This is a genomic window from Luteimonas deserti (assembly GCF_013425765.1).
GTDB lineage: Bacteria > Pseudomonadota > Gammaproteobacteria > Xanthomonadales > Xanthomonadaceae > Luteimonas > Luteimonas deserti.
Map to the genome: position 1 here is coordinate 499014 of NZ_JACCJZ010000020.1, position 15982 is coordinate 514995.

At 68.3% G+C, this 15982-nt stretch carries 15 protein-coding genes; 14 read left to right on the forward strand and 1 reads right to left on the reverse strand.

The features are described 5' to 3' along the window. Nucleotides 1-20 precede the first annotated feature (20 nt). From fabG to fabF, 3 genes are all read left to right on the forward strand, one after another. Nucleotides 21-764 carry a 3-oxoacyl-ACP reductase FabG gene (fabG, locus tag H0E82_RS14905; RefSeq protein ID WP_180546238.1) on the forward strand — a complete coding sequence of 248 codons (744 nt, stop codon included), beginning with the start codon at nucleotides 21-23 and terminating at the stop codon, nucleotides 762-764. 129 nt (nucleotides 765-893) lie between these two features. Beyond that, the gene (gene acpP, locus H0E82_RS14910; RefSeq protein WP_096208844.1) at nucleotides 894-1133 is read left to right on the forward strand and encodes an acyl carrier protein; all 240 of its coding nucleotides are present in this window, start codon (nucleotides 894-896) and stop codon (nucleotides 1131-1133) included. 157 nt (nucleotides 1134-1290) lie between these two features. Beyond that, nucleotides 1291-2532, forward strand: a complete 1242-nt coding sequence (fabF, locus tag H0E82_RS14915; RefSeq protein ID WP_180546240.1) for a beta-ketoacyl-ACP synthase II — start codon at nucleotides 1291-1293, stop codon at nucleotides 2530-2532. Nucleotides 2533-2812: 280 nt separating this feature from the next. Here fabF and cysS read toward each other — a convergent pair whose 3' ends face one another. Then, on the reverse strand, nucleotides 2813-4180 hold the full coding sequence (gene cysS, locus H0E82_RS14920; protein WP_180546242.1) for a cysteine--tRNA ligase: 1368 nt from the start codon (nucleotides 4178-4180) through the stop codon (nucleotides 2813-2815). 279 nt (nucleotides 4181-4459) lie between these two features. On the opposite strand from cysS, the gene H0E82_RS14925 reads away from it, so the two are divergent. The 11 genes from H0E82_RS14925 to H0E82_RS14975 all read left to right on the forward strand — a co-directional run bounded on the left by H0E82_RS14925 (nucleotide 4460) and on the right by H0E82_RS14975 (nucleotide 15814). Continuing rightward, nucleotides 4460-4831 carry a hypothetical protein gene (locus tag H0E82_RS14925; protein WP_235974330.1) on the forward strand — a complete coding sequence of 124 codons (372 nt, stop codon included), beginning with the start codon at nucleotides 4460-4462 and terminating at the stop codon, nucleotides 4829-4831. Nucleotides 4832-5114: 283 nt separating this feature from the next. Then, nucleotides 5115-6125, forward strand: coding sequence for an N-acetylornithine carbamoyltransferase (locus tag H0E82_RS14930; protein ID WP_180546244.1), 1011 nt, complete (start codon nucleotides 5115-5117; stop codon nucleotides 6123-6125). Nucleotides 6126-6178: 53 nt separating this feature from the next. Further along, entirely contained in the window at nucleotides 6179-7384 is a 1206-nt protein-coding gene (locus tag H0E82_RS14935) for an argininosuccinate synthase (RefSeq protein ID WP_180546246.1), read from the forward strand. 72 nt (nucleotides 7385-7456) lie between these two features. Further along, a complete protein-coding gene (locus tag H0E82_RS14940; protein ID WP_180546247.1) occupies nucleotides 7457-7813 on the forward strand; it encodes a nuclear transport factor 2 family protein in 357 nt (118 codons plus the stop codon). Between the two features lie 4 nt (nucleotides 7814-7817). Continuing rightward, complete coding sequence (locus H0E82_RS14945; RefSeq protein ID WP_180546249.1) at nucleotides 7818-8918, forward strand: acetylornithine deacetylase; 1101 nt, start codon at nucleotides 7818-7820, stop codon at nucleotides 8916-8918. A gap of 52 nt (nucleotides 8919-8970) precedes the next feature. After that, nucleotides 8971-10296, forward strand: coding sequence for an acetylglutamate kinase (locus tag H0E82_RS14950; RefSeq protein WP_328797050.1), 1326 nt, complete (start codon nucleotides 8971-8973; stop codon nucleotides 10294-10296). A 10-nt stretch (nucleotides 10297-10306) separates the two neighbouring features. Continuing rightward, on the forward strand, nucleotides 10307-11257 hold the full coding sequence (gene argC / locus H0E82_RS14955; RefSeq protein WP_180546253.1) for an N-acetyl-gamma-glutamyl-phosphate reductase: 951 nt from the start codon (nucleotides 10307-10309) through the stop codon (nucleotides 11255-11257). A gap of 97 nt (nucleotides 11258-11354) precedes the next feature. Next, nucleotides 11355-12650 carry an argininosuccinate lyase gene (gene argH, locus H0E82_RS14960; protein WP_180546255.1) on the forward strand — a complete coding sequence of 432 codons (1296 nt, stop codon included), beginning with the start codon at nucleotides 11355-11357 and terminating at the stop codon, nucleotides 12648-12650. A gap of 147 nt (nucleotides 12651-12797) precedes the next feature. Next, nucleotides 12798-13055 (forward strand): YciI family protein, encoded by a 258-nt coding sequence (locus tag H0E82_RS14965; RefSeq protein ID WP_328797051.1) that lies wholly within the window; start codon nucleotides 12798-12800, stop codon nucleotides 13053-13055. Between the two features lie 7 nt (nucleotides 13056-13062). Further along, on the forward strand, nucleotides 13063-14211 hold the full coding sequence (proB, locus tag H0E82_RS14970) for a glutamate 5-kinase (protein WP_180546259.1): 1149 nt from the start codon (nucleotides 13063-13065) through the stop codon (nucleotides 14209-14211). 349 nt (nucleotides 14212-14560) lie between these two features. Continuing rightward, complete coding sequence (locus tag H0E82_RS14975) at nucleotides 14561-15814, forward strand: glutamate-5-semialdehyde dehydrogenase (RefSeq protein ID WP_180546260.1); 1254 nt, start codon at nucleotides 14561-14563, stop codon at nucleotides 15812-15814. Nucleotides 15815-15982 lie beyond the last annotated feature (168 nt).

Consider the following 15982-nt stretch of genomic DNA (forward strand, 5'->3'; position numbering starts at 1 on the left):
ACCGCCTGATGGAGCCTGACATGTCGAAACTTCTGCAGGGTGAGATCGCCCTCGTCACCGGCGCCAGCCGCGGCATCGGCGCCGCGATCGCCGATACCCTGGCCACGCAGGGGGCGACCGTGATCGGCACTGCCACCAGTGAAGCAGGCGCATCCGCGATCGGCGAGCGTCTGTCGGCGCACGGCGGCCACGGCCGCGTGCTCGACGTGGTCCAGACGGGCGCGATCGAAGCGCTGATCGAGGGGATCGCGTCGGAGTTCGGCGCGGTGTCGATTCTGGTCAACAACGCCGGCATCACCCGCGACAACCTGCTGATGCGGATGAAGGACGAGGACTGGCAGGCGATCCTCGACACCAACCTCACCAGCGTCTATCGCAGTTCGAAGGCGGTGATGCGCGGCATGATGAAGGCGCGCAAGGGCCGCATCATCAACATCGCTTCGGTGATCGGCGTGACCGGCAATGCCGGGCAGGCCAACTACGCCGCAGCCAAGGCCGGCATCATCGCGTTCAGCAAATCGCTGGCGAAGGAGATCGGTTCGCGCGGCGTCACCGTCAACGTGGTCGCACCCGGCTTCATCGCCACCGACATGACCCGCGATCTGCCCGAGGCGTCGAAGGCCGCGTTGACCGAACAGATCGCGCTCGGTCGTCTCGGCGAGCCCGACGACATCGCGCAGGCCGTTGCATTTCTTGCCGGCCCGTCGGCCGCCTACATCACGGGCGAAACGCTGCACGTCAACGGCGGCATGTACATGGCCTGAGAGGGTCTGGAACAACGCCTCGATTCGAGGGCAAGTCGTTGAATGGCAAGGGCTACGATGGTGGTGCGCCCGTCGCCCGGCTTTCCCTTACACTATCCACCGAAATCGCCTCCCCGGAGCAGACTACCCATGAGCAACATCGAAGAGCGCGTCAAGAAAATCGTCATCGAACAGCTGGGCGTGAAGGAAGACGAGGTCAGCAACAGCGCTTCGTTCGTCGACGATCTCGGCGCAGACTCGCTGGACACCGTCGAGCTGGTGATGGCGCTGGAAGAAGAATTCGAGTGCGAGATTCCGGACGAGGAAGCCGAGAAGATCACCTCGGTGCAGCAGGCGATCGATTACATCAAGGCGCACACCAAGGGCTGATGCCCGCGTCGGCGTCCCGGACCCATCCGAACGGACGCACGACCGGTCCGGCCGCAGCGCGGCCGGCCATCCAGGTTCTAGCACGAGGCCGCACTGCGGCCTCGTGCACATGGGCGGCCGCGCACCGCGCCGCCACCGACTTGTCAGGAGTTGAGCAATGGCCAAGCGCCGCGTCGTGATCACGGGCATCGGCATCCTCTCGCCGCTGGGCAACGACCTGGCCTCGAGCTGGGACGGCATCGTCAACGGTCGTTCGGGCATCGGTCCGATCACCCATTTCGACGCGTCGAACTTCGCCACGCGCATCGCAGGCGAGGTGAAGGGCTTCGACGCCACCCAGTGGATCGCGCCCAAGGACGTCAAGAAGATGGATCCCTTCGTCCACTACGGCGTCGCCGGCGGACTGATGGCGATCGCCGACGCCGGTCTCGCGATCCGTGATGCGGACGACGCCGAGCGGATCGGGGTCGCGATCGGTGCGGGCATCGGTGGCCTCAAGGGCATCGAGGACACCGCGATCAAGTACCACGAGGGCGGTCCGCGCAAGATCTCGCCGTTCTACGTGCCGTCGACGATCATCAACATGATCTCCGGCCAGGTTTCGATCATGACCGGGGCGAAGGGTCCCAACATCGCCGCGGTCACCGCCTGCACCACGGCCACGCACAACATCGGCCTGGCGATGCGCATGATCCAGTACGGCGATGCGGACGTGATGATCGCCGGCGGCGCCGAGTTCGCCACCACGCCGACATCGGTGGGCGGGTTCTGTTCGATGAAGGCCCTGTCCACCCGCAACGACGATCCCACCGGTGCGTCGCGTCCCTGGGACCAGGAACGCGACGGCTTCGTCATGGGCGATGGCGCAGGCGTGCTGGTGCTGGAAGAGTACGAGCGGGCCAAGGCGCGCGGCGCGCGCATCTACGCCGAGCTTGCCGGCTTCGGCATGAGCGGCGACGCCTTCCACATGACCGCACCGGCCGAGAACGGCGAGGGTGGTGGGCGCTGCATGCGCGCGGCGATCCGCGATGCGGGCATCGATCCGTCGCAGATCGGCTACATCAACGCCCACGGAACGTCGACGCCGGCCGGCGACGTCGCCGAGACGATGGGGATCAAGGGTGTACTGGGCGAGCACGCGTCGAAGGTCATGGTCAGCTCCACCAAGTCGATGACCGGCCACCTCCTCGGCGCAGCCGGCGGCGTGGAGGCGGTGTTCTCCGTGATGGCCCTGCACACCGGCGTGATCCCGCCGACGATCAACCTCGAGCATCCGGGCGAGGGTTGCGATCTCGACTACGTGCCGCACACCGCGCGCGAGCATCAGGTGGAGTACGTGATGTCGAACTCCTTCGGCTTCGGCGGCACCAACGGCTCGCTGGTGTTCCGCAAGGTCTGAGCGCGGTCTTTCGCGTCTGCAGCAGAAGGCCCGCGGAAGCGGGCCTTCGTTCGCCGGACGGGCCGACCTCGTCGGTGCGATCCCGCTGCCCGCGGCGGTTCGGTCACGAAGCGTGGCGGTGTCGGCGCCGACGCTGCCGCGATGGGCGCGATCGCAAATTTCGCGGTCGGTTCGCAGGCGACACGCAGTCCGGCCGCGTCTTCAGTCGACCCGTCGGGCGCAGGCGCGGCGGTCATGCATCCATCGATCCGCCGCGGGAAGACGGAGCCGTCGCGTTCCCTCAGCCGCGCTTCCAGCGCACGCCCTGAGGCGTGTCCTCGAGCACGATCTTCTCGGCGGCGAGCTGGTCGCGGATGGCGTCCGCGCGGGTGAAGTCGCGGGCCTGTTTGGCCGCGACGCGCTCGTCCACCAGGGCCTGGATACGGGCGTCGTCGTCCTCGCTCACACCCCGGGCGAACCAGTCGGCCGGCGCCTGCTGCAGAAGGCCAAGCGCACGCCCGGCGCCGAGCAGGTCGGCCTTCAGCGCGGCCCGCGTCACGGAATCGCCGGCCCTGCGCGCCTCGCCTGCGATCCGCGCGAGCTCGGCCAGTGCGGCCGGCGTGTTGAGGTCTTCGTCGAGCGCGGCTTCGATGCTGGCCGGGATATGCGGCGTGGCATCGACGTCGGCCAGGTCGCGCAGCGTGCCGTAGAGCCGGTCGAGCGTGCGCACCGATTGCTCGATCAGCGCATCGGACCAGTCGAGGGGCTGGCGGTAGTGCGCGGACAGAAGGGAGTAACGCAGCGCTTCGGGCGGATGGGCCCGGACCAGGTCGTGCACCCGCTCGATGTTGCCGACCGACTTGGACATCTTGCTGCCGGCGAAGGTGAGCATGCCGTTGTGCAGCCAGACCCGTGCGAACGGCGCCCCGCCATGGGCGCACTCGCTCTGCGCGATCTCGTTCTCGTGGTGCGGAAACTGCAGGTCGACGCCGCCCGCGTGGATGTCGATCGTCTCGCCGAGATGCGCCGCCGCCATTGCCGAACATTCGATGTGCCAGCCCGGTCGACCCCGGCCCCAGGGCGAATCCCAGCCCGGCAGGGCGTCGGTGCTCGGCTTCCACAACACGAAATCGCCGGCACCGCGCTTGTACGGCGCCACTTCGATGCGGGCACCGGCGAGCATGTCGTCGAGCTCGCGCCGCGACAGCTTGCCGTAGCCCGCATAGCTGTCCACCGCGAACAGCACGTGACCCTCGGCCGCATAGGCGTGGCCCGTCTCGATCAGGCGCTCGATCATCGCGATGATCTCGGCGATGTGCGCGGTCGCGGCCGGTTCGATGTCCGGCGGGGCGATCCCGAGCGCCGCCATGTCCTCGCGATAGGCCGCCGCGAACCGGTCGGTGATCGCGGCGATCGGCACGCCCTGTTCCTGCGCCGCGGCATTGATCTTGTCGTCCACGTCGGTGATGTTGCGCGCGTATCGAAGCCCGCCGTGACGGCGCCGCAGCAGGTCGGCGAGCACGCCGAACACGACCGGGCCGCGCGCGTTGCCGATGTGTACGTAGTTGTAGACCGTGGGACCGCAGACGTAGAGCGTGGGGCAGGCGGGATCGAGCGGCGCGAACGGCTCCAACTGGCGGCTGAGGCTGTTGTACAGGTGGAGGGGCATCGCGGGTCCTGCCGAATGAATCCTGCGATTCTAAGCCGGCCCGTGTGGCGGGCGAAGCCCGGGAGGGCCAGGGCCGCGGCGCGCGCCTGTCCGTTCACGACAGCGGCGATTCAGCCCGCTGCAGAAGGGCGCGCCTACACTGGGTCAGTGCGTTTCCTTCCTATTCGAACCTTCAGTGTCGCGCTGCGGACCGTCCCGTGGGTGCTGGCCGCGTGCGTCCTGCCGGCGTCCGCGCAGGCGCCCGCGCCAGGCGCCCAGGCTGCGCCGCAGAACACGCGCATGGAATACGCGCAGGTCCTGCGCGCCGAGCCGGTGTACCAGACCCTGCGCGCCACCAGCATGGTGGAGCGCTGCGAAGCGGCGACCCCGGTCGGCGAGCAGGAGGAACGGCGCGGCCTGGCCCGCATGGTCGGCGCGGTGAAGGACGTGCTGCGGTCCGACGGCGAGCGCGTGGACGAGGTGGATCGCTCGGCCGGAGGCAATTGCCGCATGGTGCCGATCGAACGCGAGTTCCGCCGGCCCATCGCCTTCGACGTGGACTACGTGCACAAGGGCGTGAAGTACAGATCGCGCCTGCCCTACGACCCGGGCAACCGCCTGCGCGTGCGGGTGACCGTGGTGCCGGTGGTGACGCCGGCCGAGTCGCGGTGAGGCGGCGGGCCGTATTGCAGCAGGGCGGGTGGCGTGCGAGGATGCGCGCCTCATGAACGCCCTTCGCGCCGACGCCGATATCCTCACCTCCGCCCGCATGGCGTCGGGGATGACCTCGCGTGCGCGTCGACCGGAAGCCCACATTTTCCCGGGCTAGTCGGAACGCGTTCGTTTGCACGTGCAGTTCTGCAGAAGACCCGGCCGATGCCGGGTTTTTTCGTTTCCGGCACACCGATGTCACCGTTCCGTCCCATCCTTGCCTCCTGCCTCCACGAGATTTCCGATGACCGCGATCCGACACTTCCTCAACACGCAGGACTGGTCCCGCCCCGACCTCGACGCCCTGCTGGCCGACGCCGCGGCGTTCAAGCGCGAGAAGCTCGGCGACGCGCTCAAGGGCCGCTCGATCGCGCTGGTGTTCTTCAATCCCTCGATGCGCACGCGCACCAGCTTCGAGCTGGGCGCGTTCCAGCTCGGCGGCCACGCCATCGTGCTGCAGCCGGGCAAGGACGCGTGGCCGATCGAGTTCGAGCTGGGCACGGTGATGGATGGCGACACCGAGGAACACATCGCCGAAGTGGCCCGCGTGCTCGGTCGCTATGTCGACATGATCGGCGTGCGCGCGTTCCCGAAGTTCGTCGACTGGTCGGTCGATCGCGAAGACCGGGTGCTCAAGGCGTTCGCCCAGTACTCGCCGGTGCCGGTCATCAACATGGAGACCATCACCCATCCCTGCCAGGAACTGGCGCACGCGCTGGCGCTGCAGGAGCACTTCGGCACCTCGGACCTGCGCGGCAAAAAGTACGTGCTGACCTGGACCTACCACCCCAAGCCGCTCAACACCGCAGTCGCGAATTCCGCGTTGACCATCGCCACGCGGATGGGCATGGACGTGACCCTGCTGTGTCCGACGCCGGACTACGTGCTCGATCAGCGCTACATGGACTGGGCGGCGCAGAATGTCGCCGAAAACGGCGGCTCGCTCAATGTGAGCCACGACATCGACAGCGCCTACGCCGGCGCCGACGTCGTCTACGCCAAGAGCTGGGGCGCGCTGCCGTTCTTCGGCAACTGGGCGCCCGAAAAGCCGATCCGCGACCAGTATCAGCACTTCATCGTCGACGAACGGAAGATGGCGCTGACCAACAGCGGCGTTTTCAGCCACTGTCTGCCGCTGCGCCGCAACGTCAAGGCGACCGACGCGGTGATGGATTCGCCGCAGTGCATCGCCATCGACGAGGCCGAGAACCGGCTGCACGTGCAGAAGGCGGTCATGGCGACCCTGATGCGCTGACGCGCACACCGCACTTCTTCCGAATTCTTTTCCGCATCCCCACGGACATCTCCATGACCAGCGCCCACACCTCCCGCGACATCGTCCTCGCCTTCTCCGGCGGCCTCGACACCAGCTTCTGCGTGCCCTACCTCAAAGAGCAGGGCTGGACCGTGCACACCGTGTTCGCCGACACCGGCGGCGTCGATGCCGAGGAGCGCGCCTTCATCGAGCAGCGCGCGGCCGAACTCGGTGTCGCCAGCCACGTCACCGTCGACGGTGGCGCGGCGATCTGGGACGGCTTCGTCAAGCCGTTCGTCTGGGCCGGCGAGGCCTACCAGGGCCAGTACCCGCTGCTGGTGTCGGACCGCTATCTGATCGTCGACGCCGCGCTCGCGCGTGCTGCCGAGCTCGGCACCAACGCGGTCGCGCACGGCTGCACCGGCATGGGCAATGACCAGGTGCGGTTCGACCTGGCGGTGAAGGCGCAGGGTGAGTACCGCATCGTGGCGCCGATCCGCGAGATACAGAAGGAACACACGCAGACGCGCGCCTATGAGCAGGCCTATCTCGAAGAACGCGGTTTCGGCGTGCGCGCCAAGCAGCAGGCCTACACGATCAACGAGAACCTGCTGGGCCTGACGATGTCCGGCGGCGAGATCGACCGCTGGGAAGCGCCGGGCGAGGGCGCCCGCGGCTGGTGCGCGCCGCGCGCCGAATGGCCGGAAGCGCCGCTGCTGGTGAAGGTGCGCTTCGAGCAGGGCACCGCGGTCGCGCTCGACGGTGAAATGCTGCCGGGCGCGCAGATCCTGGCCAAGCTCAATGCCCTGTTCGCGCCCTACGGCGTGGGCCGCGGCGTCTACACCGGCGACACCGTGATCGGCCTCAAGGGCCGCATCGTGTACGAGGCACCGGGTCTGATCTCGCTGCTCGCCGCGCACCGCGCGCTCGAGGACGCGGTGCTGACCAAGCAGCAGAACCGCTTCAAGCCCGAAGTCGCGCGCAAGTGGACCGAGCTGGTCTACGAGGGTTTCTTCCACGATCCGCTCAAGGCCGACATCGAAGCCTTCCTCGCGTCCTCGCAGGCCAAGGTCACCGGCGACGTGGTGCTGGAAACCCGTGGCGGCCGCGTCGATGCGGTGGCGGTGACCTCGCCGCACATCCTCAACGCCAAGGGCGCGACCTATGCGCAGTCGGCCGATTGGGGTGTCGAGGAGGCCGAAGGCTTCATCAAGCTGTTCGGCATGAGCAGCACGCTCTACGCACAGGTCAATCGCTGAGCGTGTGCTGCCGCGGCGGAGCATGAGTTCCGCGCAGCGGCGGCAGTGATGAACATCCAGGGCGCACCGTCGATGTCCGATCCCACCATCCCCGTCGCCCGGCAGTTCGAGGCGTACAACCGCCACGACCTGGCGGCGTTCGTCGCGTGCTTCGCCGCGGACGTCCAAGCGTTCCGCATGCCCGCGCAGCAGCCGTCGCTGCAGGGCATCCGGGCGCTGGAGGCGTTCTATGCCGAGCATCGCTTCAATAATCCGGCGCTGCGCGCCGAGCTGATCTCGCGCACGGTGCTGGGCCGGCTGGTGTTCGATCACGAACGCATCCACGGCCTGCAGGCGCAGCCGATGGAGAGCATCGCGGTGTTCGAGGTCGAAGACGCGCTGATCAAGACCGCCTGGTTCTATGTGTCCGATGCTCCATCCTCGACGTGAAGCCATGACCGACCTGCTCAACCAGACCCTCGACCATCTCGGACAGCTGGTGTCCTTCGACACCCGCAACCCGCCGCGTGCGATCAAAGCCGAGGGCGGGATCTTCGATTACATCCGCAGTCGCCTGCCGGGCTTCGAGGTCGAGGTCGTCGACCATGGTGCCGGCGCGGTGAGCCTGTTCGCAGTGCGTGGTGCGCCGAACGTACTGTTCAATGTGCATCTGGACACCGTGCCCGATTCGCCCGACTGGAGCGCCGATCCGCATGTGATGCGCCGGCAGGCCGATCGGGTGGTCGGACTCGGTGTCTGCGACATCAAGGGCGCGGCCGCGGCCTTGATCGCCGCCGCCAATGCCGGCGACGGCGATGCCGCGTTTCTGTTCTCCTCCGACGAGGAAGCCAACGATCCGCGTTGCATCGCAGCCTTCCTCGCGCGCGGGCTGCAGTTCGACGCGGTGCTGGTGGCCGAGCCGACGAACTGCGAAGCGGTGCTCGCGCATCGCGGCATCAGTTCGGTGCTGATGCGCTTCGCCGGCACGGCCGGGCATGCGTCGGGCCGGCAGGATCCGGCGGCGAGCGCGTTGCACCAGGCGATGCGCTGGGGCGGACGCGCGCTCGATCACGTCGAATCGCTGGCGCATGCGCGCTTCGGTGGGCTGACCGGTCTGCGCTTCAACATCGGCCGGGTCGAGGGCGGCATCAAGGGCAATGTCATCGCGCCGGCGGCCGAGTTGCGTTTCGGCTTCCGGCCGTTGCCGTCGATGGATGTCGACGACCTGCTGGCGACGTTCGCCGGGTTCGCCGAACCGGCCGCCGCGCATTTCGAGGAAACCTTCCGCGGGCCGAGTCTGCCGTCCGGAGACGTTGCGAATGCCGAGGAACGCCGCCTCGCCGCGCGCGACATCGCCGATGCCTTCGATCTACCGATCGGCAACGCGGTGGACTTCTGGACCGAGGCCTCGCTGTTCTCCGCCGGTGGCTACACCGCCTTCGTGTTCGGACCGGGCGACATCGCGCAGGCGCATACGGCCGACGAGTTCGTCACCCTGGACCAACTGCAGCGTTATGCCGACGCCGTGCGCCGGATCATCAACACGCCGGCCTGAGCCGCGCGACCCGTCTTCCCCTATCCGTCGTTCCATCCACACAAGCCGACCCGTGAACATTCCCGCGACCCACGTCCAGACCCGTCAGACCATCGTGCGCCTGCTCTCGAGCATGGCCAGCGCGAAGGAGATCAGCCAGTACCTCAAGCGCTTCTCGCAGCTCGATGCCAAGCGCTTCGCCGTGGTCAAGGTCGGTGGCGCGGTGCTGCGCGACGAGCTCGACGATCTGACGTCCTCGCTGTCGTTCCTGCAGGAAGTCGGCCTGACCCCAATCGTGCTGCACGGCGCCGGCCCGCAGCTGGATGCGGAACTCGCCGCCGCCGGTATCGAGAAGAACACCGTGAACGGCCTGCGCGTGACCACGCCCGAGGCGCTGGCCATCGTGCGCCGCGTGTTCCAGGCCGCGAACCTGCGCCTGGTCGAGGCCCTGCAGCGCAACGGCGCGCGCGCGACCTCGATCACCGGCGGCGTGTTCGAAGCGACGTATCTCGACCAGGCGACCTATGGTCTGGTCGGTGAAGTGAATGCTGTGAACCTCGCGCCGATCGAAGCGAGCCTGCAGGCCGGCTCAATCCCGGTGATCACGAGCCTGGGCGAAACCGCGTCGGGGCAGATCCTCAACATCAATGCCGATTTCGCCGCCAACGAACTCGTGCGCGAGCTGCAGCCCTACAAGATCATCTTCCTCACCGGCACCGGCGGTCTGCTCGATGCTGACGGCAAGGTCATCGACTCGATCAACCTGTCGACCGAGTACGACCATCTCATCCAGCAGCCGTGGATCCACGGCGGCATGAAGGTCAAGATCGAACAGATCAAGGCGCTGCTCGAAGGCCTGCCGATGGCGTCGTCGGTGTCGATCACGCGGCCGGCGGATCTGGCCAAGGAACTGTTCACCCACAAGGGCTCGGGCACGCTGGTGCGTCGCGGCGAACGGGTCCTGCGGGCTGTCGACTGGTCGGAGCTGGATCTGGAACGGCTCAAGTCCTTGATCGAGTCGAGCTTCGGCCGCGAACTCGCGCCGGACTACTTCGAGCGCACGCCGCTGCTGCGCGCCTACGTCAGCGAGAACTACCGCGCCGCGGTGATCCTGACCGATGCCGAGGGCTCGGTGTATCTGGACAAGTTCGCGGTACTCGACGACGCGCAGGGCGAGGGCCTCGGCCGCGCGGTCTGGAACGTGATGCGCGAGGAAACGCCGCAACTGTTCTGGCGCTCGCGCCATCACAACCAGGTCAACATTTTCTATTACGCCGAGTCCGACGGCTGCATCAAGCAGGAGAAATGGAAGGTGTTCTGGTACGGCCTCGACGGCTTCGAGCAGATCCAGCGCTCGGTCGCGCATTGCGCGACCCGCCCGCCGACGCTGATCGGCTGAGGAGATCGCCATGACCCGACCCAAGACCATCGGCATCGTCGGCGCGCGCGGCCATACCGGCCAGGAGCTGATCCGCCTCGTCGCCGCGCATCCGGGCCTCGAACTCGCGTTCGTGTCGTCGCGCGAACTCGACGGGCAGCGCGTCGCGGACCACAACGACGTGTTTGCCGGCGAGCTGCGCTTCGAAAGCCTCGATGCCGACGCGGTCGCCGCGAAGGGCGCCGATGCGGTGATCCTCGCGCTGCCCAACGGCAAGGCCGCGCCGTTCGTCGCCGCGATCGACGGCGCGAAGCCGGACACCGTGATCGTCGACCTCTCGGCCGATTACCGCTTCGACGCCGGCTGGTACTACGGCCTGCCGGAGCTCACCCGTGCGCGTTACGCAGGTGAGCGCCGGATCAGCAATCCAGGTTGCTACGCGACCGCGATGCAGCTGGCGATCGCGCCGCTGGTCGAACACCTCGCCGGGCCGCCGCAGTGCTTCGGCGTGTCGGGTTACTCGGGCGCGGGCACCACGCCGTCGGACAAGAACGACACGGCGTTGCTGGCCGACAACCTGATGCCGTACGCACTGACCAACCACGTCCACGAGCGCGAGGTGTCCAAGCAGCTGTCGCTGCCGGTCGAGTTCATGCCGCATGTCGCGCCGCACTTCCGCGGCATCACGCTGACGGTGAACCTCTGGCTGTCGGCACCGATGTCGCGCGAGGCGGTCAAGGCGCTGTTCGATGCGCGCTACGCCGACGAGCCGCTGGTCGAGGTGATCGACGACGCGCCGTGGGTCAGCCGCATCGCCGGCCGGCACGGCGCGCAGATCGGCGCCTTCACGATGGCGCCGGGCAATGGCCGCGTCGTCGTCGTCGCGACCCTCGACAACCTGCTCAAGGGCGCGGCGACGCAGGCGATGCAGAATCTCAACCTCGCGCTGGGTTACGACGAGCTGACCTCGATTCCACACTGATTTTCCGTCTAGGAGCGCGCTCGCGTGCGAATGCGCTTCACCGGCACCGCCTCATCGCGCGCGAGCGCGCTCCTACAAATACTGCAAGGACATCGACATGAGCACTCTCCTCTGGCAGAAGCCCGGCGTCGCCGTCGACACGCAGATCCAGGCGTTCCTCGCCGGTGACGACGTGATCCTCGACCGCGAATTCTTCCTGCACGACATCGCCGCGAGCGCCGCGCATGCCGAAGGTCTGCAGCGCGTCGGCATCCTCTCCGGCGACGAACTCGACGGGCTCAAGCGCGAACTCGCCACGCTGGCCGACGACTTCCGCAGCGGCGCTTTCGTGCTCGACGAACGCTTCGAGGACGGACATTCGGCGATCGAGGCCCGGCTGACCGAACGGCTCGGCGATGCCGGCCGGCGCATCCACACCGGCCGCAGCCGCAACGATCAGGTGCTGGTCGCCACGCGCCTGTGGCTGAAGGAAAAGCTCGCACGTCTGGCCGCGCTGTCGCGCGAGATCGCGACGGTCGCGCTCGACCGCGCAGAGGCGGAAGCGCACCTGCCGATTCCCGGCTACACGCACATCCAGCGCGCCGTGCTGTCGTCGGGCGGCATGTGGTGGTCGGGCTGGGCCGAGGCCTTCATCGACGATGCGGTACGCGCGCGCGACACGCTCGCGCTGATCGACTGCAATCCGCTCGGCACCGCGGCCGGCTACGGCGTGAACCTCGCGCTCGATCGCGACCACACCACGGCCGCGCTCGGCTTCGCCCGCCTGCAGGTCTCGCCGGTCTACGCGCAGCTCTCGCGCGGCAAGTTCGAACTGGCCGCGCTCGAAGCGCTGGGCAGCGCGACGCTGGATCTGCGTCGTCTGGCCTGGGACCTGTCGCAGTTCACCAGCGCCGAATACGGCTTCGTCGCGCTGCCGGCGCAATACACGACCGGCAGTTCGATCATGCCGAACAAGCGCAATCCCGACGTCGTCGAACTGATGCGCGCCACCCATGCCAGCGTCGCCGCGGCACGCACCGAGATCGAACAGTTGCTGTCGTTGCCATCGGGCTACCACCGCGACCTGCAGAGCTCCAAGGGCGCGATCTTCCACGGTTTCGGTCGTGGCCTGGCCGCGCTGGAACTGTTGCCGGCGCTGCTGGCGAATCTGGAATGGCGCGAAGACCGCCTGCGCGCGGCCGTCGATTCGGGCATGTACGCCACCGATGTCGCGGTCGAAGCGGCGATTGCCGGCGTGCCGTTCCGCGAGGCCTACCAGGCCGCCGCGGCCAGCGCCGACACGGCCGGGCAGGGGCGTACGCCGGAAGGCAGCCTCGCCGCACGCACCTCGCCGGGTGGCGCGGCGGACCTGCGGCTCGATACCTTGCGCGCCCGTCTGACGGCGCTGGACTGAGGCAGACGGCGCACGCATAGTCGGTCGGGCGCGCTCTCGGGTGCGCGCGCCCGGATGAAGAGCGTGCGTCACGGGTTCGTGTCGCCGCCGCCGGGTCGAAGCGCAGTGGAACCGCAATGCCCGGAAACGATTGGAGGAGACCGTCACGTGAAACGCTATCTGGTGCTCGCGATGCGCCGGCCGACATTCGACGCGGCCGTCGTGGCAGCCCACAAGGCGTTCCTCGACGATCTGCGTGCACGCGATCTGCTCGATTGCACGGGCGGGTTCAGCGACGGCAGCGGCGGCGCCTACGTCTTGCGCAATCTCGACAGTCTCGCGGAGGCGCAGGCGCTCGTGGCGCAGGATCCGCTGGTGCTGCAACACGCATCCGATCTCACCGTGCACGAGTGGAATCTGCGCTGACACGTCGATGCCCACGACACCCGCCGCCGATTTCCCCGAACAACCGCTGCCGCCCTGGCGGCGCGCGGTACTCAAGGTCGGCAGCAGCCTACTGGCGGCCGACGGCGGCGGCCTGTCGGACCAGTACGCCGCGGCGCTGGCCGGCTTCGTGCGCGCGAGTCACGCGGCCGGACGCGAACTCGTGGTGGTGTCGTCGGGCGCCGTGGCGGCGGGCCGCGCGATCCTGCATGCGAACCTGGCCCCCGGCGCACCGATGGCCGAGCGCCAGGCATTGGCCGCGTTGGGCCAGGCGCGCCTGACCGGTTTCTGGCAGGGCTTCTTCGAACGTCCGGTCGCGCAGGTGCTGTTGACCCACGACGACCTGCGCAACCGCCGCCGTTATCTCAATGCCCGCGCGACGCTGACCGCGCTGCTGCGCCATGGCGCGCTGCCGGTGGTCAACGAGAACGACACGGTGTCGGTCGACGAACTCAAGCTCGGTGACAACGACAATCTCGCCGCGATCGTGGCCGCGCTGGTCGATGCGGACGTGTTGTTCATCGCCACCGACATCGATGGCCTGTTCGATGCCGACCCGCGCATCGAGCCGCATGCGCGGCCGATGCCGCTGGTCGCGAAGATGAGCGCGTCGTTGCTGGCCGTGGCCGGCGGCGCCGGCAGCAGTGTCGGCACCGGCGGCATGCGCACCAAGCTCGAGGCCGCGCAACGCGCCGCATCGGCGGGCGTGGCAACGGTGTTGTTCAACGGCCGCCGCGCCGACGTGCTCGAAGGCCTCGCCCACGATCGCCTGCGCGGCACGCGCATCCATCCGCTGCGCACGCGAATGGCCGCGCGCAAGCACTGGCTGCAGAACGCGCCGGCCGAAGCGGGCGCGATCCTCGTCGACGACGGCGCCGCGAATGCGATGGTCGAGAAGGGCGCGTCGCTGCTGCCCGGTGGCGTGCTCGCCGCCGAAGGATCGTTCCGGCGCGGCGATCTGGTGTCGGTGTTACTGCTTGATGGCGACGCGCGCGAACCGATCGCGCGGGGCGTGACCCAGTATTCGGCCGACGACATCCGCCGGCTGGCGCGCCGGCACTCGCGCGATATCGAGGCGACGCTGGGCTACAGCTACGGCGAGACGATCGTGCATCGGGACGATCTGGTGCTGGTGTAGCGCCGGGGCTGTTCCGCACGCGTCCGGCCGTCGTTCTCCTGGTGAAGAGGCCCGCCAATCGTTGCGCCTTTCGCCCGTCTGAGCGGCCCCGGCGGGCTCGGAGCGATTGCGGAATCACGTGTGATCCGGCGCGATGCATCGGCGCCGTGGCGGAGCCGAGGAGTCGCCGGTGCCCTGATACGAGCGGGGCCCGATCGGCGGGAGATGGCCCCGTCCACCGCCCGGCCGACGGAAACACCCGCACCGCATCCTTCTCCACCCGGCGGCGGGCGGCGATCAGATGCTCGCCGGCGTCGCGCCCACCGGCGCGTCGCGCTAACGTGGCACGCTCCGCCGACCGTCCACGTCCATGAGCGAGATCCGAACCGCCGCCCTGGCCTGTCGCGACGCCGCCGCGCAGCTGGCGATGCTCGACACCGACGCGCGCAATGCGCTGCTGCGGTCGATGGCCGCTGCGCTGGACACGAATTCCGATGTGATCCTCGCCGCCAACGTGCGCGATATCGATGCCGCGCAGGCGCGTGGCACGACCGGCGCACTGCTGGATCGACTGCGCCTGGATCGGGCGCGGCTCGCCGGCATGTCCGCAGCGGTGCGCGATGTCGCCGACCTGCCGGATCCGGTCGGCCAGGTGACCCGCGACGACGTGCGGCCCAACGGATTGCGCGTACGCAAGGTCCGGGTGCCGCTGGGGGTGGTCGCGATGATCTACGAGGCGCGGCCGAACGTGACCGCCGACGCGGCGGCATTGTGTATCAAAGCCGGCAACGGCGTGATCCTGCGCGGCGGCAGCGAGGCGATCCACTCGAACACCGCGATCGCCGACGCGTTGCGGGCGGCGATCGCGGCGCAAGGTGTCGACGCTCACGCGCTGACCCTGGTGCGCGACCTGCGCCGCGAGTCGATGCTCGAACTGTTGCAGCTCAGCGACATCGTCGACCTCGCGATTCCGCGCGGTGGCGAGGGCCTGATCCGTTTCGTCTCCGAACACGCACGCGTCCCGGTGATCAAGCACTACAAGGGCGTCTGCCACCTGTTCGTGGACGCCAGCGCCGATCCGGCTGTCGCTCTGGCCCTGCTCGTCGACGGCAAGACCGGCCGGCCCGCCGCCTGCAATGCACTTGAAACCCTGCTGGTGCACGCCGATGTCGCGGATGACTTCGTGCCGCGCGCGGTTGCGGCATTGCGCGAGCGGGGGGTGGAGGTCCGTGGCGATGCGTGTATCGCATCTCGCGCCGAGGGCGTCGTGCCGATCGGCGAGGACGATGACGCCGCCGAGTTCCTGGATCTGGTGATCGCCGCGCGTGTCGTCGATTCGCTCGATGCCGCGCTCGCGCACATCCGGCGCTACGGCTCGGACCACACCGAGGTCATCGTCACCCGGGACGATGCCAGCGCGCAGCGGTTCATCGCATCGCTCCGTTCGGCGGTCGTCATGGTCAACGCCTCGTCCCGTTTCAGCGACGGCGGTGAGCTGGGACTGGGCGCCGAGATCGGGATCTCGACGACCCGGTTGCACGCCTATGGACCCATGGGGCTGGAGGCCCTCACGGTGGAGCGTTTCGTGGTCACCGGCGCCGGTCAGGTGCGCACGCCTGTCTAAGATCAGCCCGCTCACCCCATGATGAGCAGCGGGACTGCCGTTTTCACTCGATCAGGGCAAAAGTTGACCCCGAGGGTCACAAGCCCGTGGCGTGTGTGCGACGTGAGTAGGATGTGAAGATGGCACGCGATGTGCTTACAGAGCGGGAACGTTTTTCGTGACCCCACT